Origin of the sequence: Mesorhizobium sp. C120A (assembly GCF_030323105.1) — a bacterium.
Classification (GTDB): domain Bacteria; phylum Pseudomonadota; class Alphaproteobacteria; order Rhizobiales; family Rhizobiaceae; genus Mesorhizobium.
In genome coordinates, this window is sequence record NZ_CP100476.1 from 3,947,166 (window position 1) to 3,971,646 (window position 24,481).

Sequence of the window (24,481 nt, forward strand, 5' to 3'; positions counted from 1 at the left end):
AGATTACTTCTGCCAGCTCTTCACCAGTTCGTCGTAGTTGATGGTGATCGGCTTTTCCTTCTCGTTCTCGATCTTCAGCTGAGGCGCGAGATTGCCGTTCTTGACCGCGTCGGCGTTCCAGTAGGCGAGGTCATGCTCTTCGGCCATCTTCGGGCCGATATCGCCCTGGACGCCCGACTTCTCGATGCGGGTCATGACTTTTTCCTGCTCGGCGCAGAGCGAGTCCATGGCTTCCTGCGCCGTCTTGGCGCCGGACGAGGCATCGCCGATCGCCTGCCACCAGAGCTGTGCCAGCTTCGGATAATCGGGCACGTTGGTGCCGGTCGGCGACCACTGAACGCGGGCCGGCGAGCGGTAGAACTCGATCAGACCACCGAGCTTCGGCGCACGTTCGGTGAAGCTCTTGTCGTGGATCGTGCTTTCGCGGATGAAGGTCAAGCCGACATGGCTCTTCTTCACGTCGACCGTCTTCGAGGTCACGAACTGCGCGTAGAGCCAGGCGGCCTTGGCGCGGTCGGTCGGCGTCGACTTCATCAGCGTCCAGGAACCCACGTCCTGATAGCCGAGCTTCATGCCGTCCTTCCAGTAGACGCCATGCGGCGACGGGGCCATGCGCCACTTCGGCGTTCCGTCGTCGTTCAGCACCGCCTTGGCGCCGGCGTCGACCATCGAAGCGGTGAAGGCGGTGTACCAGAATATCTGCTGCGCGACCGCACCCTGTGCCGGCACCGGGCCGGATTCGGAGAAGGTCATGCCCTGGGCTTCGGCCGGAGCGTAGGCCTTCAGCCAGTCGAGGTATTTCTGGATCGAGTAGACGGCAGCCGGGCCGTTGGTGTCGCCGCCGCGCGCCGTGCAGGAGCCGACCGGCTGTGATTTCTCGTTGACCTTGATGCCCCATTCGTCGACCGGCAGGCCGTTCGGCAGGCCCTTGTCGCCGTTGCCGGCCATCGACAGCCAGGCGTCGGTGAAGCGCCAGCCGAGCGACGGGTCCTTCTTGCCGTAGTCCATGTGGCCATAGACCTTCTTGCCATCGATCTCGCGGCCGGTGAAGAACTCGGCGATGTCCTCATAGGCCGACCAGTTCACGGGAACGCCGAGGTCGTAGCCGTATTTCGCCTTGAAGTCGGCCTTATTCTTCTCGTCGTTGAACCAGTCGTAACGGAACCAGTAGAGGTTGGCGAACTGCTGGTCGGGCAGTTGATAGAGCTTCTTGTCCGGCGCGGTGGTGAAGGAGGTGCCGATAAAATCCTTCAGGTCGAGGTTCGGATTTGTAACGTCCTTGCCCTCGCCCGCCATCCAGTCGGTCAGGTTGCGGACCTGCTGGTAGCGCCAGTGGGTGCCGATCAGGTCGGAATCGTTGACCCAGCCGTCATAAAGGTTCTGGCCGGTCTGCATCTGGGTCTGGATCTTCTCGACGACGTCGCCTTCCTGGATGACGTCATGCGTGATCTTGATGCCAGTGATGGCGGTAAAGGCCGGCGCCAGCACCTGCGATTCATACTGGTGGGTGGCGATGGTTTCGGACACGACCTTGATGTCCATGCCGGCGAAAGGCTTCGCGGCATCGATGAACCACTGCATTTCTGCTTCCTGGCCGGCGCGGTCGAGCGTCGACAGCGGGCCGATTTCCTTGTCCAGAAACGCCTTGGCCTCATCCATTCCGGCGTAGGCGTTGCCTACCCCGAGCAACAGGACAAGGGCAGTTGTTGATGTTAAAAATTGCCGTCGCATAGGTTTCCTCCACATTTAGGTTTCAAGTGCGATCTGGAACGGCCGCCGGCACGCGGTCGATCCAACAGTTTCCCCCTCTATACGTAGCGGAACACGCCGACGGCGTAGACCACGGAGAGAGCGAGAGCCCACCACAGGTTGGATCCGACAAGACCCAGCCAAGCGAGATGGATAAAGGCGCTGCCAAGCAGCGACAGAAAAAGACGGTCGCCGCGCGTCGTCTCGAAGCGCAGGATGCCGACGCGCGGATTGCCGCCCGGCGAGGCAAATTCCCAAAACGCCATGCCGCACAGCAGCAGAAGAATGGTGCCGAAGAACGCCGCCGTCGGCCACGTCCACGCCATCCAGGTGAGGTCGAGATTCATGGTGACACCCTCCCCAGGGCAAAGCCCTTGGCGGTAGTGGTGAGGGTGAACCCGTGCTTTTGTTTCATCACACCCTCCCCAGGGCGAAGCCCTTGGCGATGTAGTTGCGGACAAACCAGATGACGAGCGCGCCGGGGATCAGCGTCAGCACGCCGGCGGCAGCGAGCAGGCCCCAATCCATGCCGGCGGCCGAAACGGTGCGGGTCATGGTGGCGGCGATGGGCTTGGCATCGGTGGTCGTCAGCGTGCGAGCGATCAAAAGCTCGACCCATGAGAACATGAAGCAGAAGAAGCAGGCGACACCGATGCCACTGGCGATCAGCGGCATGAATATCCTGACGAAGAAGCGCGGGAAGGAGTAGCCGTCAATATAGGCTGTTTCGTCGATCTCTTTGGGCACGCCCGACATGAAGCCTTCGAGGATCCACACCGCCAGCGGCACGTTGAACAGGCAGTGCGCCAGCGCCACAGCGATGTGGGTGTCGATCAGGCCGAAAGCCGAATAGAGCTGGAAGAACGGCAGCGCGAACACTGCCGGCGGCGCCATGCGGTTGGTCAGCAGCCAGAAGAACAGATGCTTGTCGCCGAGGAAGCGGTAGCGCGAAAAGGCGTAGGCCGCCGGCAGCGCCGCAGCCACGGAAATCACCATGTTCATGACAACATAGGTGATCGAGTTGATGTAGCCCGAATACCAGGACGCATCGGTGAAGATAGTGACGTAGTTGGCGATCGTAGGCTGATGCGGATAGAGCGTCAGCGAGGAGACGATCTCGGCATTGGTCTTGAAGCTCATGTTGATGAGCCAGTAGATCGGCAGCAGAAGCACGATGATGTAGATCGTCGGCACGATCCACCACCAGCGCGATTCCTCGCCGCGCTTGCGCATCAGCCGGGCGACCTGATCCTGCGAAAGCGTGCTCGCCAATTTTCCCGAAGCGGTGGTTTCGCTCACTCTGTCGGCTCTTTCGTTGGCGCCGCTCATCTCAGCGCTCCGCGTCGTAGTTGGTCATCACGGTGTAGAACACCCACGACAACAACAGGATGATCAGGAAGTAGACCAGCGACATGGCGGCCGCCGGACCGAGGTCGAACTGGCCGAGCGCGGTCTTGACGAGGTCGATCGACAGGAAGGTGGTCGAGTTGCCGGGGCCGCCGCCGGTGACGACGAAGGGCTCGGTGTAGATCATGAAGCTATCCATGAAGCGCAACAGCACGGCGATCAAAAGCACACGCTGCATCTTCGGCAGCTGGATATAACGGAACACCGCCCAGCGCGAGGCGCCGTCGATCTTGGCCGCCTGGTAGAAGGCATCCGGGATCGAAACCAGGCCGGCATAGCAGAGCAGCACGACAAGGCTGGTCCAGTGCCAGACGTCCATGATGATGATGGTGACCCAGGCGTCGAACGAATCCTGCACGTAATTGTAGTCGATGCCGAGCGCGTTGACGTAGTAGCCGAGCAGGCCGATGTCGTTGCGGCCGAAGACCTGCCAGATGGTGCCGACGACGTTCCACGGAATGAGCAGCGGCAACGACATAAGCACCAGGCAGACCGGCACGCCCCACCCCTTCTTCGGCATGTTGAGCGCGATGAATATGCCGAGCGGCACTTCGATGGCCAGGATGATGAAGGAGAAGATCAGGTTGCGCACCATCGCTTCCCAGAAGCGGCTGGACGACAGCAGTTCCTCGAACCACTGGGTGCCTGCCCAGAAGAAGACGTTGTTGCCGAAGGTGTCCTGCACCGAATAGTTGACGACCGTCATCAGCGGAATGACGGCCGAGAACGCCACCAGCACCAGCACCGGCAGCACCAGGAACCAGGCCTTGTTGTTCCAGGTCTTTTCCATCTATGCCCCCATCTCGACACGCCCCATCTCAACCAGCCAGGAATCGGCATAGATGTTGATGCCGGCCGGATCGAAGCGAACCTTTGGGTCGGCCGGCACGCTCTCGTCCTCGCCGATGACGGCAGCGATCTCGCGGCCTTCGAGGCTGGCGCGCACCACCTTGTGGCGGCCGAGATCCTCGACCTTGCTGATTTTAACCGCCATGCCGTCACGGCCGAGCCTGACATATTCGGGGCGGATGCCGAGTTCGATGGCGCCGGAGCTCCCAGCGGCGGTCTTTGGCGCGCCGGGCAGCTCGATCCGCTGGCTGCCGATGGTCGCGGTCTTGCCGTCGATCGCCACCGGCATGACGTTCATGCCGGGCGAGCCGATGAAATAACCGACGAAAGTGTGGCGCGGGCGCTCGAACAATTCGGCCGGCGTGCCGATCTGGACGATACCGCCATCATACATGACGACGACCTGGTCGGCGAAGGTCAGCGCTTCAGTCTGGTCATGGGTGACATAGACCATGGTGTAGCCGAAGCGGCGGTGAAGTTGCTTCAATTGCGAGCGCAGCACCCATTTCATGTGCGGATCGATGACCGTCAGCGGTTCGTCGAACAGGATGGCATTGACATCCGAGCGCACCAGGCCGCGGCCGAGCGAGATCTTCTGCTTCTGGTCGGCGGTCAGGCCCCTCGCCTTCTTCTTCGCCCACGACGCCAGGTCGATCATCTCCAACGTCTCGCGCACCTTGCGGTCGACATCGGCCTCCGGCACGCCGCGGTTGCGCAGCGGGAAGGCCAGATTGTCGTACACCGTCATGGTGTCGTAGATGACCGGGAATTGGAACACCTGCGCAATATTGCGCTCCTGCGTCGACAGATTGGTGACGTCCTTGCCGTTGAACAGCAACTCACCGTGCGAGGGTTGCAGAAGTCCCGAAATGATGTTGAGCAGCGTGGTCTTGCCGCAACCCGAGGGCCCAAGCAGCGCATAGGCGCCGCCATCCTCGAAAGTGTGGTGCACTTCCCGCAGCGCAAAATCGGCATCCTTCTGCGGGTTGGGCAGGTAGGAGTGCCTGACATGGTTGACGTCGATGCGCGCCATCTCTTCCCCCTCAGGCCGCAAGCTTCGGCGCGGCGACGGCGCTGCCGTTGCTGTCGAAGACCATGATGTGGCGCGGATCGATAAACACCTCGATCTCGGCGTCGGGCTCGAAATCGCGGATGCCGTGGGTCAGCATGACCCAGCGCGCATCGGCAAAATCGAGATGGATGAAGCTTTCCGAGCCGGTGATCTCGGTGATCGTCACCTTGGCGCGCACCGGCACCGCGGCGGCGTTGGGCCGCTCGAGCGACAGATGATGCGGCTGGAAGCCGATCGTGTAGTTGGCGTCGGCAATGCCGGCGAGTTCGGCAGGTACCGGCAGCTTGACGCCGCCCTCGAGAAGGAAATCCGGACCTTTCTTGGCCAGCACGATGGTGTTGAGCGGCGGATCGGCAAAGGTTTTCGCCGTCACCAGGTCGATCGGCTTGCGGAAGACGTCGATGGTCGGCCCGAATTGGGTGATCCGCCCCTCGGACAGCGTCGCCGTATTGCCGCCGAGCAGCAAGGCTTCATGCGGCTCGGTCGTGGCGTAGACGAAAATGGTGCCGGCGGCGGCAAATATCTTGGGCAGCTCGGCGCGCAACTCCTCGCGCAGCTTGTAATCCAGATTGGCGAGCGGCTCGTCGAGCAGCACCAGACTGGCATTCTTGACGATGGCGCGGGCCAGCGCCGTACGCTGCTGCTGGCCGCCGGACAGGCTGAGCGGCGTGCGGTCGAGATAGGGTGTGAGCTTCAAAAGCCCTGCCGCGTTGCGGACTTCCTTGTCGATCTTGGCCTGGTCGGTGCCGGCGACGCGCAACGGCGAGGCGATGTTCTCGTAGACGGTCATCGCGGGGTAGTTGATGAACTGCTGATAGACCATGGCGATCTTGCGCTGCTGCACCGGCATGCCGGTGACATTCTGGCCGTCGAACCAGACTGAACCGGTGGTCGGCACGTCGAGTCCGGCCATCAGCCGCATCAGGCTGGTCTTGCCCGACAGTGTCGGCCCGAGCAAAACGTTGAGCGAGCCGTGCTGAAGCGTCAGCGACACGTCGCGGATATGCTCCACCGCGCCGACCATCTTCGTCACGTTTCTCAGTTCCAGCATGATGCCTCCTCCCAGGCTTTGTGCATCAATCGCCTTCCCTATTCCGCTGCCGCGACATGGCGCCGGCTTATGCCGCGCATGAATTCGTCAAGCGCCGAGGCCTGTTCGCGGCTGAGATGCAGACCGCGCTTGGTGCGACGCCACAATACATCTTCGGCGGTCAGCGCCCATTCGTTTTCGCAGAGGTAGCGTACCTCGGCCTCATAGAGATCGGCGCCGAAATTGCGGCCGAGATCGGCGTTCGACTTGGCGAGGCCGAGCAACATTTGCGCGCGCGTGCCGTAAAGCCTGGTCAACCGACGCGCCAGGCGCTGGTCGAGGAAAGGATAGGCGCTCTTCAGCTTCGCCACCTGGGCGTCGAAACCGGTGGCCGGGAAATCGCCGCCCGGCAAGGGCGCGTTCGCCGTCCACGGCTTGCCGCGCTTGCCGAGAAAACCTTCGACCTTTTCCAGCATCGATTCCGACAACCGGCGGTAGGTGGTGATCTTGCCGCCGAAAGCGTTGACGATCGGCGCCTTGCCCCCGCCGCCATCGGCTTTCAGCACATAGTCGCGGGTCGCTTCCTGCGCCTTCGAAGCACCGTCGTCATAGAGCGGGCGCACGGCCGAATAGGTCCAGACGATGTCGGGACGCGTCACGGCTTCAGCAAAATATTCGCTCGCCGCCGCGCAGAGATAGTCGATCTCGGTGTCGCTGATCTTCACGTCATGCGGATCGCCGGGATAGTCGCGATCGGTGGTGCCGATCAGCGTAAATTCTTCCTCGTAAGGGATGGCGAAAATGATGCGCCCGTCCTTGTTCTGGAAGAAGTAGGCGCGCGGATCATCGAACTTCTTTTTGATGACGATATGACTGCCCTGCACCAGGCGCACATTGTGCACGTCGTTCTGGCCCACGGTGGTCGACAGGACGTGATCGACCCATGGACCGGCGGCATTGACCAGCAGCCGGGCCTTGACCTCGTCGGCATCTCCCGTCCGCACGTCTTCCACGCGGATCGCCCATAGATCGCCTTCGCGCCGCGCCCCGACGACTTTCGTGCGGGTGCGGATGGTGGCGCCGCGGTCGGCGGCGTCACGCGCGTTCAACACCACCAGCCGGGCATCGTTGACCCAGCCGTCCGAGTACTCGAAGGCCTTGTGAAACAGCGGCTTCAGCGGCTTGCCCGCCGGATCCTTGGACATGTCCAGTGTTCGGGTCGCCGGCAGCAATTTGCGGCCACCAATATGATCGTAGAGGAACAGGCCGAGCCGGATCAGCCAGGCCGGGCGCAGGCCCTTGGCATAGGGCAGCACGAAGCGCATCGGCCAGATGATGTGCGGCGCGTTCTTCCAAAGAACCTCGCGCTCCATCAGCGCCTCGCGCACCAGCCGGAACTCGTAGAATTCGAGATAGCGCAGGCCGCCATGGATCAGCTTGGTCGAACCGGAGGAGGTTCCGCTGGCGAGGTCGTTCATCTCGGCCAGAAACACCGAAAAGCCCCGCCCAACGGCGTCGCGGGCGATGCCGCAGCCATTGATGCCGCCACCGATGACGAAGATGTCACGGACTGCGTCCACAAAGCCCTCCCGCGATTTCGCATTGCAGCATTTTTAGGTTTTTACGAAACCGTAGCGGGATTATTTCGAAATAAGAACGAATGTCAAACGAAATATCACGGGGCTGTGATAGCGCCGCTATCCGAGCGACGTTTCAATCAATTGCACCTCGGCCTCTTCGCAGATCCGGCGCACCGACGGGATGTCGCAACGGTCGGTGATGAAGGTGTTTACCTGCGAGAGATGGCCGATGCGAACCGGCGCGGTGCGTTCGAACTTGGTCTGGTCGGAGACCAGGATGACATGCCTGGCATTGGCGATAATGGCTTGCGCCACTTTCACTTCGCGAAAGTCGAAATCGAGCAACGCGCCGTCATGGTCGATGGCCGAGGCGCCGATCACCGCATAGTCGACCTTGAACTGCCTGATGAAATCGACCGCGGCCTCGCCGACAACGCCGCCGTCGGAGCCACGCACGACGCCGCCGGCGATTACCACCTCGATCGAAGGATAGATGCGCATCCTGTTGGCAACATTGATATTATTGGTGATGACCATCAGCCCGGTATGGTCGAGCAGCGCCTTGCTGACCGACTCGGTCGTGGTGCCGATGTTGATGAACAGGGAGGCGTTGTCGGGTATCAGCCTGGCCGCCGCGCGGCCGATCGCCTCCTTCTCGTCGGCGGCAATCTTGCGGCGCGCCTCATACTCCATGTTCTCGATGCCGGACGGGAACAAGGCCCCGCCATGAATGCGCGTCAGCAGCCGCTGATCGCAGAGATCGTTGAGGTCCTTGCGGATGGTCTGCGGCGTCACGTTGAAGTGCGTGGCGAGGCCATCGACCAGCACACGGCCATGGTCCTTCGCCATCTGGATGATTTCGGCATGGCGCGGCGACAAATACACTGAGAACCTCCCGTTTTCGTTTTTCTTGTTTGTAGCTGAAAACGAAAGCAATGAAAAGGGAGACGCCGGCTAATGAAATATCGATGATTGCAAAGGCGAACCGGGCAGATACGGCTCAGACCCGCTCCGCCACCTTGCGGGTGACAGCCGCGACTTTACCTGGCGAGCGGATCATCAGGAAATTGCCGGACCAGTATCCCGGGATTCGCCAAGTGCCTTTGATCTCGGTTGCATCACCGTTGATGATGCCGCTGTAGTGAATCGGGTGCGCCTTCAATTCGGCCTTGTCGTATGTCTTGGTAAAGGAGACGGCGTTGCCCTCTCGCTGCCCCTGCAGGCTTGCGTATCTTGCCGTGCTGGTCGCCGCCGGTTCGTGGGTCATCCCCGTCAAGCTGGTTGCCGTCTCGATCAGCGTTGCAACGAAGGAAACCGGCGGCAGTTCGCGCGGATAGAAATAGCGCCCGCTCCAGACGCCCGTCAGATTCTGGCTAACCCCTTCGGCCCTTCCGGCCATATGCTTGCTCGCAAGTCCTTGCTGGCTTGCCCCGGCGGCGGCAACCACCCGGGCAATCCCTGTCAGTCCTTCGGGGATCTTGCACACTCGCAGATGACAGTGAAGGCGGTATCGACATCGGCCGCGGTTGTCTCGAACTGGCCTGCCTGGAAGCGGATGGCGACCCGCCCATCGACACGCGTCTGCGTCAGGTAGATACGGCCGTCATTGTTGATGGCGTCGACCAGACGCAAATTGTGCTCGTCGGAGTCAACGCCGGATGCGGCGCGATGCCGGAACGAGAACAGCGACAGCATCGGCTGGCTGGCGAGCTCGAAATCCTCCTCCTCGGCCAGGCGCCCGGCTATGCCTTCGCTCCAGGCGACGTGATTGCGGATCATGGTGCGCAGCGCCTCGAGGCCATGGGCGCGCAGCAGGAACCACAGCTTCAGCGCCCGGAAGCGACGGCCGAGAGGCACCGACCATTCGGAGTAGTTGATGATGCCGTCATGGCCGCGAGTTTTCAGATAATCCGGCTTGATCGCCAGCGTGCGCACGAGATCCTCCGGCTGGCGGACGAACTGGATCGAGCAGTCGAATTGCGCGCCCAGCCATTTGTGCGGGTTGAAGACGATCGAGTCCGCGCGCTCGACACCGGTCCAGAAATGCCGGTATTCCGGACAGATCATCGCCGATCCGGCCCAGGCGGCGTCGATATGCAGATAGAGCCCCTGGCGTTTGGCCACCGCGGCCACTTCAGCGATGTCGTCGGTGCCGCCGGTGCTGGTGCCGCCGACGCACGCGATGATGCCGGCCGGCAATAGGCCGGCGGCGCGGTCGGCAACAATCGCCGCTTCCAAAGCCGCGGTATCCATGGCGCGGTAGGTGCCAGCGACGGGAATGCGGACGAGGTTTTCCTCGCCAATGCCGGCGACCCAGATGGCGCGGTCGATCGAGGTGTGCACCTGGTCGGAGGAATAGACGCGCAGCCTGCCCTGCCCGGAAAGACCCTTCTTGTTGCCCTGCCAGTCGAGCGTGCGCTCGCGCATGGTCAACACGGCGGCCAGCGTCGCCGATGATGCGGAGTCCTGGATCACGCCGGAAAAGCCTTCGGGCAGGCCGAGCGCCTGGCGCATCCAGTCGACGATGCGCGTCTCAAGCTCTGTCGCCGCCGGCGAAGTCTGCCACAGCATGCACTGCGCGGCCATCGCAGAGACCAGATATTCGGCCACCACCGAGACGGGTGCTGCATTGGCCGGGAAATAAGCAAAGAAACGCGGATGCTGCCAATGCGTCATGCCGGGCACGATCTTGGCTTCGAAATCGGCGAAGATCGTCTCCATCGATTCCGCGGCCTCCGGCGGAGAAGCTTCGATGCTCCTGAAGATCTCGCCCGGCGCTATGGCAGGTCGCACGGGCCGATCGCGAAGGCCGGCGCGGTAATCAGCGCCCCAGTCGGCGGCGCGCCTCGACCAGTCGCGGAATTGCTCGTTGTCCATGGATCCTCCGACACGCCGATCAGCCAGCCGTTTGAATTTTGATTAACATGTTAAATAGAGACAGGCAACCGCGACGAAGGTCCCGCGCTACCCCGGAAAATCCGGCAGGCTGGCAAAGGCCGTCTTCAACGCGTTCGACCAGCCTTCGGAAATAGCACGATAATATCGATCGTCCTGGCCGATGCGCTTTTTCAAACCCACCGTGAACGTGTCCTCCTCCAGGAACAGCAGGTCGAGAGGCAGGCCGACGGACAGGTTCGATTTCAGCGTCGAATCGAACGATACCAGCAAGAGCTTGACCGTTTCAGCCAGGCTCATCGTCCTTTCATAGGCACGGATGATGATCGGCTTGCCGTATTTGGTCTCGCCGATCTGGAAGAACGGCGTGTCGTCGGTCGATTCAATGAAATTGCCCTCGGGATAGATCATGAACAGCCGTGGCGGGCTGCCCTTGATCTGGCCGCCGAGGATGAAGGAGGCGTTGAAATAGGAATCCGCCTTTTCGCCGGCAGGCGACGAGCTGGCGATGACTTCCTTGACGGTGTCGCCGACCAGCCGCACCGTCTGGTACATGGATGGGGTCTCGAGCAGCGTCGCGTGGCGTTCCGCCACCGCCTTGGTGCGCTCGTCGAGCAGGCTGACCACGGCCTGCGTCGTAGCCAGATTGCCGGCCGACATCAGTACGATGACGCGCTCGCCTGGCTCTTCCCAGACATGCATCTTCTTGAAAGTGGAGATCGAATCCATCCCTGCATTGGTGCGCGTGTCCGACATGAACACGAGCCCACGATCGATCTTGAGGCCGACGCAATAAGTCATGGAATCTCTTCAGGCAGCAATCTTGCCGGAGACTACTGCTCTACCGTGACGGTGACTGCAAGCTGTTCCTCCGCCTGTCCCAGTCGAATTCCCGACACCGGCGAGGCGTCGCGATAATCACGGCCGGTGGCTACCCTGACATAGCGTTCATCGGGGGAAATGCCGTTGGCGGCGTCGAAGGCGACCCAGCCGAGACCCTGAACATGGGCTTCGGCCCAGGCATGGCTTGCCGCCTGCTCGATGGCCGCATCCATCATCAGATAGCCACTGACATAGCGGGCCGGAAAACCCATGACGCGGGCTGCGGTGACAAAGATGTGGCTGTGATCCTGGCAAACGCCGGTCTTCAGCGCCAATGCCTCTTCCGCCGGGGTCGTCACGCTGGTGGTGCCCGGCGTGTAGGCGACGCGCTCGACGATCAGCGCCATCAGCCGATGCAGCCTTTCGATGTCGGTACCTTTGCCGACCGCCGCGGCAAGCTCGCTTATGCCCTCGCCGGGGATGGTCAAAGCTGTCTCCTGGCTGAACAGCCACAGTGGCGCAAAGCCGTGATGCGGACCCGAGACGCCCGCTGTGTCGCGGGTGACAACCTCGCCGGAGGCCTCGACGGTGATGAAGTCGCGCTCGCCCTCGACGCTCAACAGCCTGTTATCGTTGCCGAAATGGTCGTTAAAGCGGACTTCCTCGCGCGCGCCCTCGATCTTCAGCGCCCAGGACAGCACGGTCTGCGTCGGGCCACTGACCGGTAACAGGCGTAGCCGCTGCAACAGATAGTGCACCGGCGCGTCGTAGCGGTATTCGGTACGGTGGGTGATCTTGAGCCGCATGCCTATTTTCCGTTTGTAAGCATGATCTTATCCGAAAACCGGGTCTCACTTGTCGCTAGCGCGGTCCTCCGGTTCGCGATCATGCTCAATTGAACCGGTAATCTTGTGCGATCTCTTCGCCAAGCTTGGTGTTGTCTTGAATGAACCTGGCCAGGAATTCGTGCAGGCCGGTGTCGAATATGTCCTTGATCGACCCTGCCTGCAGCATCGCCTGTGTCCTGTCGACGGTGGTGTGGCAGGCATGACGGTCGCCATAATCGTCGCCGAGGAACTTCAGATGCTCGGCGAGAAAACGATAACAGAAGGTCAGCGAGCGCGGCATGCGCACATTGAGGATCAGATAGTCGGCAATGTTGGTCGGTTTGTAGTCGGCCTCATAGACCCAGCGATAGGAACGGTGCGCCGACACCGAGCGCAGGATCGATTCCCACTGGTAGTTGTCGAGGCTCGAGCCGACCCAGGAGATCGACGGCAGCAGCACGTAGTATTTCACGTCGAGGATGCGTGCCGTGTTGTCGGCCCGCTCGACATAGGTGCCGAGCTGCGAGAAGTCGAAGATCTCGTTGCGCAGCATCGTGCCGTAGAACGAGCCGCGGATCAGCGCCGTCTCGCGCTTGATGGCGTCGAGCACACTCGGCAGGTCGCGCTCGTCGATCGGCTTTGCCAGCATGCGCTTCAGGGCCATCCAGGCTTCGTTGATGCTCTCCCACGTCTCGCGCGTCAGCGCGGTGCGCACCATGCGGGCATTGTTGCGAGCGGTCTCGATCGCCGACATCGTGCTCGACGGGTTCGAGGTGTCGCGCAGCAGGAAGTCGGCGACGTTGGCGGCGGTATAGTCCTTGTATTTCTGCGTGAAGGTGACGTCGGAGCCGGCGCTGAGCAGCACCGAATTCCACTCTTCCGACGCGCTCTGGGTGCGGGTCAGAGCCATGCGAAGGCCGGCATCGACCAGACGCGCCATGTTTTCCGCCCGCTCGATATAGCGGTTCATCCAGTAGAGCCCGTTGGCGGTGCGGCCGAGAAGCATGTGAAGTGGCCTTCGGGCTAGTGAGTAGGGAATAGTGAGTAGGGATTAGTAAGCATTTGAATCTCTGTGGAATATGGCATTTCTTGTCCCTCTACTGCCTACTGCCTACTGCCTACTGCCCTATTCCCTACCTAATCGTCCAACACCCACGTATCCTTCGTGCCGCCGCCTTGCGAGGAATTCACGACCAACGACCCCTCCTTCAGCGCCACCCGCGTCAAGCCGCCGGGAACGATCTGGATTCGGTCGGAGACCAGAACATAGGGCCTGAGATCGACATGGCGCGGCGACAGGCCTTTTTCGGTCAGGATCGGGCAAGTCGACAGCGCCAGCGTCGGCTGGGCGATGTAGTTGGAGGGCTTCGCCTGCAGCTTCTTGGCGAAATCCTGGCATTCCTTCTTGGTCGCAGCCGGGCCGACCAGCATGCCGTAGCCGCCGGAGCCGTGCACTTCCTTGATGACCAGCTCATGGATGTGTTCGAGCACGTATTTCAGGCTGTCGGGCTCCGAGCAGCGCCAGGTCGGGATGTTGCCGAGGATGGCCTTGCGGCCGGTGTAGAACTCGACGATGTCGGGCATGTAGGAATAAATCGCCTTGTCGTCGGCGATGCCGGTTCCCGGCGCGTTGGCGATGGTGATGTTGCCGGCGCGGTAGACGTCCATAATGCCGGGCACGCCAAGGGCCGAGTCCGGCCGGAAGGTCAGCGGATCGAGGAAGGAATCGTCGACGCGCCGGTAAAGCACGTCGATCTGCTTGTAGCCTTCGGTCGTGCGCATGGCGACGTGGCCGTCTACAACGCGCAGATCCTGGCCTTCGACCAGTTGCACGCCCATCTGGTCGGCGAGGAAGGCATGTTCGAAATAGGCGGAGTTGAAGCTGCCCGGCGTCAGCACGGCAATGGTCGGTGCGCCCTTGGTGCTTTGCGGCCGCACTGCCGCCAGCGACTGGCGCAGCAATTGCGGATAATTCTCCACCGGCCGCACCTTGATCTGCTGGAACAGCTCGGGAAAGAGCTGCATCATCGTCTCGCGGTTCTCCAGCATGTAGGAGACCCCCGACGGCGTGCGCGCATTGTCCTCCAGCACGTAGAACTCGTTCTCCGAGATGCGGACGATGTCGACGCCGATAATGTGGGTGTAGACGCCGGCCGGTGGCCGCACTCCGATCATTTCCGGCAGGAACGCCTCGTTCCTGGCGATCAGCTCCCTCGGCACGCGGCCGGCGCGCAGGATTTCCTGGCGGTGGTAAATGTCGTCGAGGAAAGCGTTCAGCGCCTGCACGCGCTGCTCGATGCCTTGCGTCAGCCTTCGCCATTCATTGCCGGAGATGATGCGCGGCACGATGTCGAAGGGGATCAGCCGCTCGGAGGCTTCCTGCTCGCCATAGACGGCGAAGGTAATGCCGGTCTTGCGGAAGACGCGCTCGGCGTCCTGCATCTTTTCGGTAAGCCTGGCCGGGTCCTGCTCCTTCAGCCAGCGGTCGTAAGCCGTATAGGGTTGTCTAAGCCCGGAAACTTCCGGAAGCATTTCGTCGAACGCTGCCAATCGCATACTCCCCTGTGACGCCATTTCACTGGCGTCGCGGGAGAAAATCAAGCGCAATCGGTGATTTGGAGGATATCGGCGATCAGTATGTTCCGACTGCCCAAAATTCGGGCAGTCGGAACAGGACCTTAATCAGGCTCTGCCTTGTCGCCGGGCAAGTGCCTGATGCGGCTCTAGCAGTTCACCGGGCAAGTGCCTGATGCGGCCATAGCAGTTCACCGTTTCATGGAAACGGCGACCTGCCATGGCTTTTTGCTTTGCCGCAATTCCGGACGGAAAACCGCTTCACACTTTTCCTGGAATTGCTTTAGAATGCGCGGAAAGTGACGACCGTGAAGGTGTCCTTGATTCCGGGAATAATCTGCACTTTCTCGTTGACGAAGTGGCCGACATCTTCCTCGTCGTCGACGTAGAATTTGGCAAGCAAGTCGTAATTGCCGGCGGTCGAGTAGATCTCCGAGGCGATTTCGGCATCGGCGAGCGCGCTGGCGACCTCATAGGACTTGCCCAGATCGCACTTTATCTGCATGAAAAACGTCTTCATTGCCGGTCCCGATCAAGCTTCAGCACTCAAGCGGCCCTTGTGGCAGACTGCCGCCCGGCTTTCAAGCATCAGGCGGAGCGGGCCTTGGCGACGGCTTGTCTCAGTTCGGACACGGGCATGCCGCGCCGGTACAGGTTGCCGCCGATGACCAGGGCTGGCGTGCCGCGCAGCTTGAAAGCCGTCGCCTGGGCTTCGGTGCGGACAAGGGCAGCGTCGATGTCGGGTTCACGGATGGCGAGGTCGGCACGCACCATCGCCACATCGACACCGACGGAAGAAAGGATGTCGTTGGTGCGGCGTTCCGAAAGGCCGCGCTGGTTGGTCATCAGCGCATCGACCGCCGCGCCATAGTGTTCGCCGCTCAGCAGCGTCACCCGCGCCGCGTCGCGCGACACGTCGCCGAAGATCGGCCAGTCCTTCATCACCAGCCGGACGCCGTTGTCCTCTTCCATCAACTTCTTCAGTTCGACGAAGACGAGCTTGCAGATCGGGCATTGATAGTCGACGAATTCGGCGATGGTGACGTCGCCATCGGGGTTGCCGAGCGCTGGAATGGCGGGATCGAAGGCGACTTCCGTGACAGTCGGCCCGGTGCTTGCCCAGGCGGGCAAGGGAGCCAAAACCGCGAGGCTTGCCGCGCCCTTCAGCAAAAGGCGCCGGTCGATCGGCTGCTTGAACATGGTCGTCCCCTGGTTGCGCGAACGGGTCCCCACCCGTCCCTACGATGCGCGCCCCGCGTTAAAGGAGGCTTAAGCATGATCATGTGGCACTTGCGTGGCGAATATTGCGGTTGCTGAAACCGTGAGGCTCCGCAAACCGTATGGTATGATGCGTCCCGGGACAGGTTTTGTTGGGGGACAATGGAGACAGGCCATGCGCCGCACCGCATTCGCAGTTGTTTCATTGCTGTTCGCGTTGTTCGTGTCGGCAGCCCTTGCCGGCGACGCCGAAGTCAAGGCCGGCCAGGCCGTCATCGATGGTCAGTTGAAGGCGCTCATCGCCAATGATGGCGCCAAGGCGTACAGTTTCGCCGCTCCAAATGTGAAGCGCATCTTTCCGACCGTCGACACCTTCATGAACATGGTGACCAACGGCTATCCGCCGGTGCGCCAGCCGCAGAGCTATTCCTTCGGCAAGGTCGAGCAGATGGGGCCAACTTCGCTAATCCAGCAAGTGCTGATCGTTGGGCCCGACGGCAAGGACTATGAGGCGGTCTACACGCTGGAACAGCAGCCCGACGGCAGCTTTCAAATCACCGGCTGCAGCTTGCGCGCAGCGAATTCGCTCAGCACCTAGATGTGCTTATAGCACCGGAATATCGCCCCTCGCCCATCCCTCTGAAATGTCTGATGTGTGCGCCTCGAAGGCCTTTGCCTCGATCGCGGCGCGAATGTCCTGCATCAGCTTCTGATAGTAAGACAGGTTGTTCCAGGTCAGAAGCATCGCGCCCAGCGCCTCCTGCGAGCGCACGAGATGATGCAGATAGGCGCGTGAATAGTCGCGTGCCGCCGGGCAGTCACTCTCCTCGTCCAGCGGCCGCGGATCGTCCGCATGGCGGGCATTCCTGAGATTGACCTTGCCGCGCCTGGTATAGGCCAGGCCATGGCGGCCGGCGCGGGTCGGCATCACGCAGTCGAACATGTCGATGCCGCGCGCCACCGATTTCACGATGTCGTCCGGCGTGCCGACGCCCATGAGATATCGAGGCTTGTTGTCAGGCAATTCCGGACAGGTGACCTCCAGCATATCCAGCATCACCGCTTGCGGCTCGCCGACGGCCAGGCCGCCGACGGCATAGCCCTTCAGCTCCATCGCGCTCAGCGCCTGCGCCGAGCGCACCCTGAGTGCTGCGTTGTCGCCACCCTGGACGATGCCGAACATGGCCTTGCCGGGCTGGTCGCCGAACGCTGTCTTGCAGCGCTCGGCCCAGCGCAGCGACAGCTCCATCGCGCGCTCGATCTCCTTGAGGTCGGCCGGCAGCGCTGTGCATTCGTCGAGCTGCATCTGGATGTCGGAATCGAGCAGGCCCTGGATCTCGATCGAGCGCTCCGGCGACATCTCGTAGGCAGCGCCGTCAATGTGCGAGCGAAAGGTGACGCCCTTCTCGGTCAATTTTCTGAGCTTCGACAGCGACATGACCTGAAAACCGCCACTGTCGGTCAGGATCGGCTGTGGCCAGCGGGCGAACTCATGCAGGCCGCCAAGCCGCGCCACGCGCTCGGCGCCTGGCCGCAGCATAAGATGATAGGTATTGCCCAGAATGACGTCGGCGCCGACGCCGCGCACCTGGTCCATATACATGGCCTTGACCGTGCCGCCGGTGCCGACCGGCATGAAGGCCGGCGTGCGGATTTCGCCGCGCGGCATGTCGATGACACCGCGCCGCGCCTTGCCGTCGGTGGCGAGAATCTTGAAGGTGAATGTCTCAGCCATTGAATTCCTTGTCATGGACAGGCGCGCCTGGCGCCTGCCTGTCGAGCGACTGCCGGTATTGGATGCAGCCGCGCATGAATTTCGGCCATGGCGGCACAGCAATCGATGGATCGGTCTTTTCCGGCAGCAGGTCCCACAGGTTGGGATGATGCCAGCATAAATCATGGCCGGTAGAATCTCGGTGCTGGCGAATGCCGGCACGCAATTTCTTCACTTCGGCGATCAGGCTTTCGCGATCAAAGGCCTGCAGGTCATCGTCCATCGCTCATCTCCGCTCGATAAAGCAGGCTTGCATCTCCGTAGGAATAGAACCTGTAATCGTTCCCGATGGCATGAGCATAGGCCGCACGCATCGTATCTAGGCCGCTGAAGGCCGAAACCAGCATGAACAGCGTCGAACGCGGCAGATGGAAATTGGTCATCAGCAGATCGGCGGTGCGGAAGCGATAGCCCGGCGTGATGAAGATGTCGGTCGGGCCGGACCAGGCGGTCAGCGAGCCATCAGGCCGTGCCGCGCTCTCCAGCAGGCGCAGCGAGGTCGTGCCGACAGCGATGATGCGCCCGCCCCGCGCCTTGGCGCCATTCAGAGCGTCGGCTGTTGCTTCGCTGACCGAGCCGGTCTCGGCATGCATCTTGTGGTCAGCGGTGTCGTCCGCCTTGACCGGCAGGAAGGTGCCGGCGCCGACATGCAAGGTGACGAAGCGGCGTTCGATACCTTTAGCGTCGAGTGCTGCAAACAGTTCCGGCGTGAAATGCAGGCCGGCGGTGGGCGCTGCCACAGCACCTTCCTCTTTGGCATAGATGGTCTGGTAGTCGGTCAGGTCGCGCGCGTCGTCGTCGCGCTTCGACGCGATATAGGGCGGCAGCGGGATGTGGCCGACGGCATGCAGCGCCTCGTCGAGAAACGGGCCGGAGAGGTCGAAGCCGAGCAACGCCTCGCCGGCGTCGCCCTTCTCGATCACCGTGGCGTCGAGTTGGCCGAGAAAACAGGAATTGCCGTCATGGCCGAAATGGATGCGGTCGCCGGCGGCGACGCGCTTGCCCGGCCGCATGAAGGCCAGCCAGCGGTCAGGCGCCATGCGCATATGCAGCGTGGCGTCGACCTGCGCCTGCGCTTCGCCGCGTCGCCTGATGCCTCTTAACTGGGCAGGTATGACCTTGGTGTCGTTGAAGACCAGAACATCGCCAGCCCTGAGCAGGGACGGCAGGTCGCCAACCGTGCGATCCGAAAGACCCTCGCCCGGCCTGACCACCAGCATTCTGGCGCTGTCGCGCGGCTCAGCCGGGCGAAGCGCGATGCGCTCCTCAGGCAGGTCGAAGTCGAAGAGGTCGACGCGCATCAGTAGAGCCGGACGAGCAGCGCTCCGGCCAACAGCAGCACCGCGCCGGCGATGCGGCCGAGCGAAATCTCGCGCACCGCCACGCCGAGAAAGCCGACGCGATCGATCAGCATGCCGGCCAGCAACTGGCCGGCAACCAGGAACGCCATCAACGCGGCTGCACCAATGCGCGGCGTAAGAATGGTTGACAGGGTAACATAGAAACCGCCGAGCATGCCGCCCGCGATGAACAGCCAAGGCGCCGGCGCCTTCCAGTCGAGCGAGATGTCCTGCAGCCGCACAACGGCAATGGAGATGATACCAAGCACGATCGCGCCCGACAGGAACGAAAACGCAGCAGCCGCGACCGGGAGCCCCAGGCCGCGCGCCAGCTGCGAGTTGATCGGCGCCTGGACGGCGATGAAGGCGCCTGACAGGATGCCGAGCAGCGACCAGACCACGCCCATCATCTTCGTTTGTCCTTACTTGACGTCGGCCGCGACCTTCAGCGACACGATCTTGTCGGGATCGACCACCGGCTCACCGCGCTTGATCTTGTCGACATTGTCCATGCCTTCGATGACCTGGCCCCAGACCGTGTACTGGCGGTTGAGGAAAGCGGCATCGTCGAAGCAGATGAAGAACTGCGAATTGGCGGAGTTCGGGTTCTGCGAACGGGCCATCGAGCAGGTGCCGCGGCCGTGGTTCGCGTTGGAGAATTCAGCCTTCAGGTCCGGCTTTTCCGAGCCGCCCATGCCCGCACGCGAGGGCGCGAAGGTCGGCTTCGACGAATTGCCGAACTTCACGTCGCCGGTCTGCGCCATGAAGCCTTCGATGACGCGGTGGAAGACCACGCCGTCATAGGCGCCTTCGCGGGCCAGTTCCTTGATCCGGGCGACGTGGCCGGGAGCCAAATCGGGGAACAGTTCGATGACGACCTTGCCCTTGGTCGTTTCCAGGATGAGCGCGTTCTCGCGGTCCTTGATCTCAGCCATGTCGGATATCCTTTATCTCAGAAAAACAGATTGATTTGATCGGTTTACTTGTCGGCGGCGATGCGTACCTTGATCATGCGGTCGGGCTCACTGACCGTGCCATTGTCCGCCTCGTTGCCCTTCTTGATCTTGTCCACCAGCTCCATGCCGCTGACGACATTGCCGACGATGGTGTACTGGCCATCGAGGTTCGGCGCCGGCGCGAACATGATGAAGAACTGCGAATTGGCGGAGTTCGGGTCCTGCGAACGGGCCATACCGAGCGTGCCGCGCTTAAAATGTTCGCTCTGCGAGAATTCCGCCGGCAGGTCGGGCAGGTCTGAACCGCCGGTGCCGACGGCCTCGGGGCTGAACCCCTTCTTCATGTTGCCGAACTTGACGTCGCCGGTCTGCGCCATAAAGCCGTTGATGACGCGGTGGAATGCGACATCGTTATAAGCGCCTTCGCGCACCAGCTTCTTGATCTGGGCGACATGCTTGGGTGCCAGGTCGGGGCGTAGCGCGACGGTGACGTCCCCGTTCTTCAAGGTGATGACCATGGTGTTTTCCGGTTCGGCGGCGAAGGCCGAAACGGATGCGGTCACGAGACCGGCAAGCACGGCGAGGAATGAGGCGAGCTTTTTCAGCTGCATAAGGGATCTCCGAAGGTCTTTGTTAGGGTGCATGTCGTTGCCCCAAAACCGGCATCCACTTTTGGGCGACATGCACTATTTCGCGAATTTGGCGGTGAGCGCGCCGGCAACGGCGGCCGGTACGAAGGGACGGATGTCTCCGCCCATCGAGGCTATCTGGCGCACAAGTGTGGCGGTAATGGTGCGTACCGATGGACTGGCGGGCAGAAAAACCGTCTGCAGTTCCGGCGCCATGGTCTCGTTCATGCCGGCCATCTGCATCTCGTAATCGAGATCGGTGCCGTCGCGCAGGCCTCGGATCATGATCGAGGCGCCATGGTTGCGGGCCGCGTCGATGACCAGCCCGTCAAAGGCGACAACCCTAATGCGGGCTCCGTCGCGGCCGAATTCGGCGTTCGTCGCGGCCTCGATCAGCTTCACCCGTTCGTCGAAGGAAAACAGCGGCGTCTTGCCGGGGTGGGTGCCGATCGCCGCATAAACCGTGTCGGCGACAGCCAGCGATGCCTTCAGGACATCGAGATGGCCGTTGGTCAGCGGGTCGAAGGAGCCGGCATAAAGGGCGATGCGATCGGTCATGGGAGGTGCTTCTAGCGGGGCATTGGGCGGAAGGCAAATGCGATTGGGAACATCTGCGTGAACCTTTTCGCAGACATGAACGACAGATGAATGCCTTGATCACGAAGACTTCACGCCGCGTTCGCTAGTTTGCACTTCGGAAGATGAAACCAAAACCCGATCTAATCGTTGGATAGGCGCAGGAGAACACGCACATGCTGATCTACATGCTCGCCACCGCAATGACCGTCGCCATGCTGATCGCCACCGCATTCGGATTGCATAGCGAGGCAGAGCGCGTCCGTGTCCGGACAAAGCGGTTCGAAGGTTTCGGCGCTCGCTGGCCCCACCGTCACCCTTGATTTATTGCTAGTTTCTTGTTTGCGCCGGCCCATCGGGCCGGCGTTGTTGGTCAAAACCTATTCGGCGCTGTCCGGTACGGCATCTCCGGCGCCGGCCTCAATGACACTCTCTTCGACATCCTCGTCGGCCTGCGGCTCCGAGATCCGTTCGACCGAAACCACCTTTTCGCCTTCGGCGGTGTTGAAGATGGTTACGCCCTTGGTGGCGCGGCTGGCGAAACGGATACCGTTGACCGGCACCCGGATGACCGTGCCGCCGTCCGAAACCAGCATGATCTGGTCGTCATTGCCGACCGGGAAAGTCGCCACCAGCTGGCCGATCTCGGCCACCTTCGACACGTCGGTGGCGCGGATGCCCTTGCCGCCGCGTCCGGTCAGGCGGAAATCGTAGGATGACGAGCGCTTGCCGTAGCCATATTCGGTCACCGTCAGCACATACTGCTCATGCGCCTTGAGCTCTTCGTAACGGCTGTCGGAAAGCTCGGTCTCCTCGCCAATCTCCTCATTGGTGAGTGCAATCTCTTCTTCCTCGCCGGTCACCTCGGCGGCAAGCCGCCGCTCCAGTGCTGCCCGCTTGAGGTAGGCGGAGCGTTCCGCCGGTGAAGCATCGACATGCTCGATCACCGACATGGAGATGATGCGGTCGGTCTCGGCCATGCTTATGCCGCGCACGCCGACCGAATTGCGGCTCTGGAAGACGCGCACATCGCCAACGCGGAAGCGGATGCACTGGCCGGAGCTGGCGGTCAAAAGCACATCGTCATTGTCTGTGCAGGTCTCGACGCCGAGAATCTCGTCGCCCTCCTCCTCCAGCTTCATGGCGATCTTGCCGTTGCGGTTGACCTGGACGAATTCGGACAGCTTGTTGCGGCGCACGGTGCCGCGCGTGGTGGCGAACATGACGTCGAGTTCGCCCCAGCTGGTCTCGTCCTCGGGCAGCGGCATGATGGTGGTGATGCGCTCGCCCTGCTCCAGCGGCAGCATGTTGATCAGCGCCTTGCCGCGCGACTGCGGATTGCCGATTGGCAGCCGCCAGACCTTTTCCTTGTAGACGATGCCGCGCGAGGAGAAGAACAGCACCGGCGTATGCGTGTTGGCCACAAACAGCCGGGTGACGAAATCCTCTTCCTTGGTCGACATACCGGAGCGGCCCTTGCCGCCGCGGCGTTGCGCCCGGTAGAGCGATAGCGGCACGCGCTTGATGTAGCCGGAATGGCTGACGGTGACGACCATGTCCTCGCGCTGGATCAGGTCCTCGTCTTCCATGTCGGCGCCGCCGTCGGTGAGCTCGGTGCGGCGCGGCGTGCCGAACTCGTCGCGCACGGCGGCAAGCTCGTCCTTGACGATCTGTTGGATGCGGGCGCGGGACGACAGAATATCGAGGTAATCCTTGATCTCGTCGCCGATGGTGTTCAGCTCGTCGGCGATTTCGTCACGGCCGAGCGCGGTCAGGCGCTGCAGGCGCAGTTCGAGGATTGCGCGCGCCTGTTCCTCGGAGAGGTTGTAGGTGCCATCCTCATTGATGCGATGGCGCGGATCGTCGATAAGCAGAATCAATGACTCCACGTCCCCGGAGGGCCAGCGCCGCTCCATCAACTGCTCGCGCGCCGTCTGCGGATCGGGCGCGGTGCGGATCAGCTTGATCACTTCGTCGATGTTGGCGACGGCGATGGCGAGGCCGACCAGCACGTGGGCGCGGTCGCGCGCCTTGCGCAGCAGGAATTTCGTGCGCCGGCTAATCACCTCTTCGCGGAAGCTGACAAACGCCTTCAGCATGTCGGTCAGGTTCATCACTTCCGGCTTGCCGCCGTTCAGCGCCACCATATTGGCGCCGAAGGAGGTCTGCAGCGGCGTGAAGCGGTAAAGCTGGTTGAGAATGACGTCGGCGACAGCATCGCGCTTCAGCTCGATGACGACGCGGTAGCCCTGGCGGTCGCTTTCGTCGCGAATGTCGGAAATGCCTTCGATGCGCTTGTCGCGCACCAGCTCGGCCATTTTCTCGATCATCGAGGCCTTGTTCACCTGGTACGGGACTTCCGTGATGATGATCGATTCACGGTCGTTTCCGCGCTGTTCGACATTGACCTTGCCGCGCATGACGATGGAGCCACGGCCAGTCGCATAGGCGCTGTAGATGCCGGAACGGCCGAGCACGATGCCGCCGGTCGGGAAATCGGGACCCGGAATGATCTCCATCAGCGCCGGCAAATCGATCGCCGGATTGTCGATGATGGCGATGGCGCCGTTGCAGATCTCGGCCAGATTGTGCGGCGGGATGTTGGTGGCCATGCCGACGGCGATGCCGCCGGAACCGTTGACCAGAAGATTGGGGAAGCGGGCCGGCAGCACCTTCGGTTCGGTGTCGGATGCGTCATAAGTCTCCTGGAAATCGACGGTTTCCTTGTCGATGTCCTCCAAGAGTTCATGCGCGACCTTGGTCAGCCGCGATTCGGTGTAGCGCATCGCCGCCGGCGGATCGCCGTCGATGGAGCCGAAATTACCCTGCCCGTCGATCAGCGGAACGCGCAGCGACCAGTCCTGCGCCATGCGCACCAAGGCGTCGTAGATCGAGGCGTCGCCATGCGGATGGTATTTACCCATCACGTCGGCGACCGGGCGGGCCGACTTCACATATTTGCGGTTCCAGTGGTAACCGCTCTCATGCGCCGCATAAAGAATGCGGCGGTGAACCGGCTTCAGGCCGTCGCGTACATCGGGCAGCGCACGGCTGACGATGACGCTCATGGCATAAGAGAGGTAGGAGCTCTGCATCTCCTCGATGATGGAGATGGGCTCGATGCCGGTAGGGCCGCCGTCGGCGCCGCGCGGGGGTTTTTGGTCGGTCAAATCGGATCACAAT

The 24,481-nt window shown here is 61.9% G+C and carries 26 protein-coding genes; 2 read left to right on the forward strand and 24 right to left on the reverse strand.

Annotated features, from left to right (window positions below; genetic code table 11):
* Positions 1-3 precede the first annotated feature (3 nt).
* From NL532_RS19155 to NL532_RS19230, 16 genes are all read right to left on the reverse strand, one after another.
* Positions 4-1,731 carry an ABC transporter substrate-binding protein gene (locus NL532_RS19155; RefSeq protein WP_023670978.1) on the reverse strand — a complete coding sequence of 576 codons (1,728 nt, stop codon included), beginning with the start codon at positions 1,729-1,731 and terminating at the stop codon, positions 4-6.
* A 77-nt stretch (positions 1,732-1,808) separates the two neighbouring features.
* Positions 1,809-2,096: a DUF2160 domain-containing protein gene (locus NL532_RS19160; protein ID WP_023670977.1), complete on the reverse strand. Its 288-nt coding sequence runs from the start codon at positions 2,094-2,096 to the stop codon at positions 1,809-1,811.
* 67 nt (positions 2,097-2,163) lie between these two features.
* Positions 2,164-3,078: a carbohydrate ABC transporter permease gene (locus tag NL532_RS19165; protein WP_023670976.1), complete on the reverse strand. Its 915-nt coding sequence runs from the start codon at positions 3,076-3,078 to the stop codon at positions 2,164-2,166.
* A gap of 1 nt (position 3,079) precedes the next feature.
* On the reverse strand, positions 3,080-3,946 hold the full coding sequence (locus NL532_RS19170; protein ID WP_023712374.1) for a carbohydrate ABC transporter permease: 867 nt from the start codon (positions 3,944-3,946) through the stop codon (positions 3,080-3,082).
* Positions 3,947-5,038, reverse strand: a complete 1,092-nt coding sequence (locus tag NL532_RS19175) for an ABC transporter ATP-binding protein (protein WP_023696519.1) — start codon at positions 5,036-5,038, stop codon at positions 3,947-3,949.
* A 10-nt stretch (positions 5,039-5,048) separates the two neighbouring features.
* Entirely contained in the window at positions 5,049-6,128 is a 1,080-nt protein-coding gene (locus NL532_RS19180; protein WP_023684650.1) for an ABC transporter ATP-binding protein, read from the reverse strand.
* A gap of 38 nt (positions 6,129-6,166) precedes the next feature.
* Entirely contained in the window at positions 6,167-7,687 is a 1,521-nt protein-coding gene (glpD, locus tag NL532_RS19185) for a glycerol-3-phosphate dehydrogenase (protein ID WP_023829657.1), read from the reverse strand.
* A 117-nt stretch (positions 7,688-7,804) separates the two neighbouring features.
* Positions 7,805-8,572 carry a DeoR/GlpR family DNA-binding transcription regulator gene (locus tag NL532_RS19190; protein WP_023829658.1) on the reverse strand — a complete coding sequence of 256 codons (768 nt, stop codon included), beginning with the start codon at positions 8,570-8,572 and terminating at the stop codon, positions 7,805-7,807.
* A 115-nt stretch (positions 8,573-8,687) separates the two neighbouring features.
* The gene (locus NL532_RS19195; RefSeq protein ID WP_023693406.1) at positions 8,688-9,134 is read right to left on the reverse strand and encodes a hypothetical protein; all 447 of its coding nucleotides are present in this window, start codon (positions 9,132-9,134) and stop codon (positions 8,688-8,690) included.
* Positions 9,135-9,148: 14 nt separating this feature from the next.
* Positions 9,149-10,564, reverse strand: coding sequence for a pyridoxal phosphate-dependent decarboxylase family protein (locus NL532_RS19200; RefSeq protein ID WP_023829659.1), 1,416 nt, complete (start codon positions 10,562-10,564; stop codon positions 9,149-9,151).
* An 87-nt stretch (positions 10,565-10,651) separates the two neighbouring features.
* Positions 10,652-11,383 carry a proteasome-type protease gene (locus NL532_RS19205; RefSeq protein WP_023684646.1) on the reverse strand — a complete coding sequence of 244 codons (732 nt, stop codon included), beginning with the start codon at positions 11,381-11,383 and terminating at the stop codon, positions 10,652-10,654.
* Positions 11,384-11,415: 32 nt separating this feature from the next.
* Positions 11,416-12,210: a transglutaminase family protein gene (locus NL532_RS19210; RefSeq protein WP_023670966.1), complete on the reverse strand. Its 795-nt coding sequence runs from the start codon at positions 12,208-12,210 to the stop codon at positions 11,416-11,418.
* A gap of 85 nt (positions 12,211-12,295) precedes the next feature.
* A complete protein-coding gene (locus tag NL532_RS19215; RefSeq protein WP_023829660.1) occupies positions 12,296-13,237 on the reverse strand; it encodes an alpha-E domain-containing protein in 942 nt (313 codons plus the stop codon).
* Between the two features lie 131 nt (positions 13,238-13,368).
* Positions 13,369-14,781, reverse strand: coding sequence for a circularly permuted type 2 ATP-grasp protein (locus NL532_RS19220; RefSeq protein WP_023670964.1), 1,413 nt, complete (start codon positions 14,779-14,781; stop codon positions 13,369-13,371).
* A gap of 307 nt (positions 14,782-15,088) precedes the next feature.
* Positions 15,089-15,325, reverse strand: a complete 237-nt coding sequence (locus tag NL532_RS19225; RefSeq protein WP_023670963.1) for an Lrp/AsnC family transcriptional regulator — start codon at positions 15,323-15,325, stop codon at positions 15,089-15,091.
* 68 nt (positions 15,326-15,393) lie between these two features.
* Positions 15,394-16,005, reverse strand: a complete 612-nt coding sequence (locus NL532_RS19230; protein WP_023693402.1) for a DsbA family protein — start codon at positions 16,003-16,005, stop codon at positions 15,394-15,396.
* A gap of 193 nt (positions 16,006-16,198) precedes the next feature.
* Here NL532_RS19230 and NL532_RS19235 point away from each other — a divergent pair, with 193 nt between their 5' ends.
* On the forward strand, positions 16,199-16,621 hold the full coding sequence (locus NL532_RS19235) for a DUF4864 domain-containing protein (protein WP_023684643.1): 423 nt from the start codon (positions 16,199-16,201) through the stop codon (positions 16,619-16,621).
* A gap of 6 nt (positions 16,622-16,627) precedes the next feature.
* Here the strand turns inward: NL532_RS19235 and tgt are convergent, their stop codons facing one another.
* From tgt to coaD, 7 genes are all read right to left on the reverse strand, one after another.
* The gene (gene tgt, locus NL532_RS19240; RefSeq protein WP_023734325.1) at positions 16,628-17,758 is read right to left on the reverse strand and encodes a tRNA guanosine(34) transglycosylase Tgt; all 1,131 of its coding nucleotides are present in this window, start codon (positions 17,756-17,758) and stop codon (positions 16,628-16,630) included.
* Entirely contained in the window at positions 17,751-18,020 is a 270-nt protein-coding gene (locus NL532_RS19245; RefSeq protein WP_023684641.1) for a hypothetical protein, read from the reverse strand. The genes tgt and NL532_RS19245 overlap by 8 nt, the downstream gene beginning before the upstream one ends.
* The gene (queA, locus tag NL532_RS19250; RefSeq protein WP_023829661.1) at positions 18,010-19,098 is read right to left on the reverse strand and encodes a tRNA preQ1(34) S-adenosylmethionine ribosyltransferase-isomerase QueA; all 1,089 of its coding nucleotides are present in this window, start codon (positions 19,096-19,098) and stop codon (positions 18,010-18,012) included. Before queA ends, NL532_RS19245 begins: the two co-directional genes overlap by 11 nt.
* Positions 19,098-19,547 (reverse strand): DMT family transporter, encoded by a 450-nt coding sequence (locus NL532_RS19255; protein ID WP_023693398.1) that lies wholly within the window; start codon positions 19,545-19,547, stop codon positions 19,098-19,100. Before NL532_RS19255 ends, queA begins: the two co-directional genes overlap by 1 nt.
* A gap of 12 nt (positions 19,548-19,559) precedes the next feature.
* Complete coding sequence (locus NL532_RS19260) at positions 19,560-20,072, reverse strand: peptidylprolyl isomerase (RefSeq protein WP_023696509.1); 513 nt, start codon at positions 20,070-20,072, stop codon at positions 19,560-19,562.
* Positions 20,073-20,116: 44 nt separating this feature from the next.
* On the reverse strand, positions 20,117-20,611 hold the full coding sequence (locus NL532_RS19265; protein ID WP_245270353.1) for a peptidylprolyl isomerase: 495 nt from the start codon (positions 20,609-20,611) through the stop codon (positions 20,117-20,119).
* A gap of 168 nt (positions 20,612-20,779) precedes the next feature.
* Positions 20,780-21,280, reverse strand: a complete 501-nt coding sequence (gene coaD / locus NL532_RS19270) for a pantetheine-phosphate adenylyltransferase (RefSeq protein ID WP_023829663.1) — start codon at positions 21,278-21,280, stop codon at positions 20,780-20,782.
* A gap of 194 nt (positions 21,281-21,474) precedes the next feature.
* On the opposite strand from coaD, the gene NL532_RS19275 reads away from it, so the two are divergent.
* Positions 21,475-21,621 carry a hypothetical protein gene (locus NL532_RS19275; protein ID WP_023700785.1) on the forward strand — a complete coding sequence of 49 codons (147 nt, stop codon included), beginning with the start codon at positions 21,475-21,477 and terminating at the stop codon, positions 21,619-21,621.
* A gap of 57 nt (positions 21,622-21,678) precedes the next feature.
* On the opposite strand, the gene gyrA is transcribed toward NL532_RS19275, so the two are convergent.
* Positions 21,679-24,468 (reverse strand): DNA gyrase subunit A, encoded by a 2,790-nt coding sequence (gyrA, locus tag NL532_RS19280; RefSeq protein WP_023829664.1) that lies wholly within the window; start codon positions 24,466-24,468, stop codon positions 21,679-21,681.
* Positions 24,469-24,481 lie beyond the last annotated feature (13 nt).

Bases quoted from the DNA above. Each gene is read 5' to 3' on its own strand.
- NL532_RS19155 (WP_023670978.1), bottom strand. From the start codon at position 1,731: ATGCGACGGCAATTTTTAACATCAACAACTGCCCTTGTCCTGTTGCTC.
- NL532_RS19160 (WP_023670977.1), bottom strand. From the start codon at position 2,096: ATGAATCTCGACCTCACCTGGATGGCGTGGACGTGGCCGACGGCGGCG.
- NL532_RS19165 (WP_023670976.1), bottom strand. From the start codon at position 3,078: ATGAGCGGCGCCAACGAAAGAGCCGACAGAGTGAGCGAAACCACCGCT.
- NL532_RS19170 (WP_023712374.1), bottom strand. From the start codon at position 3,946: ATGGAAAAGACCTGGAACAACAAGGCCTGGTTCCTGGTGCTGCCGGTG.
- NL532_RS19175 (WP_023696519.1), bottom strand. From the start codon at position 5,038: ATGGCGCGCATCGACGTCAACCATGTCAGGCACTCCTACCTGCCCAAC.
- NL532_RS19180 (WP_023684650.1), bottom strand. From the start codon at position 6,128: ATGCTGGAACTGAGAAACGTGACGAAGATGGTCGGCGCGGTGGAGCAT.
- NL532_RS19200 (WP_023829659.1), bottom strand. From the start codon at position 10,564: ATGGACAACGAGCAATTCCGCGACTGGTCGAGGCGCGCCGCCGACTGG.
- NL532_RS19205 (WP_023684646.1), bottom strand. From the start codon at position 11,383: ATGACTTATTGCGTCGGCCTCAAGATCGATCGTGGGCTCGTGTTCATG.
- NL532_RS19210 (WP_023670966.1), bottom strand. From the start codon at position 12,210: ATGCGGCTCAAGATCACCCACCGTACCGAATACCGCTACGACGCGCCG.
- NL532_RS19215 (WP_023829660.1), bottom strand. From the start codon at position 13,237: ATGCTTCTCGGCCGCACCGCCAACGGGCTCTACTGGATGAACCGCTAT.
- NL532_RS19225 (WP_023670963.1), bottom strand. From the start codon at position 15,325: ATGAAGACGTTTTTCATGCAGATAAAGTGCGATCTGGGCAAGTCCTAT.
- NL532_RS19230 (WP_023693402.1), bottom strand. From the start codon at position 16,005: ATGTTCAAGCAGCCGATCGACCGGCGCCTTTTGCTGAAGGGCGCGGCA.
- NL532_RS19235 (WP_023684643.1), top strand. From the start codon at position 16,199: ATGCGCCGCACCGCATTCGCAGTTGTTTCATTGCTGTTCGCGTTGTTC.
- tgt (WP_023734325.1), bottom strand. From the start codon at position 17,758: ATGGCTGAGACATTCACCTTCAAGATTCTCGCCACCGACGGCAAGGCG.
- NL532_RS19245 (WP_023684641.1), bottom strand. From the start codon at position 18,020: ATGGACGATGACCTGCAGGCCTTTGATCGCGAAAGCCTGATCGCCGAA.
- queA (WP_023829661.1), bottom strand. From the start codon at position 19,098: ATGCGCGTCGACCTCTTCGACTTCGACCTGCCTGAGGAGCGCATCGCG.
- NL532_RS19255 (WP_023693398.1), bottom strand. From the start codon at position 19,547: ATGATGGGCGTGGTCTGGTCGCTGCTCGGCATCCTGTCAGGCGCCTTC.
- NL532_RS19260 (WP_023696509.1), bottom strand. From the start codon at position 20,072: ATGGCTGAGATCAAGGACCGCGAGAACGCGCTCATCCTGGAAACGACC.
- NL532_RS19265 (WP_245270353.1), bottom strand. From the start codon at position 20,611: ATGGTCATCACCTTGAAGAACGGGGACGTCACCGTCGCGCTACGCCCC.
- coaD (WP_023829663.1), bottom strand. From the start codon at position 21,280: ATGACCGATCGCATCGCCCTTTATGCCGGCTCCTTCGACCCGCTGACC.
- NL532_RS19275 (WP_023700785.1), top strand. From the start codon at position 21,475: ATGCTGATCTACATGCTCGCCACCGCAATGACCGTCGCCATGCTGATC.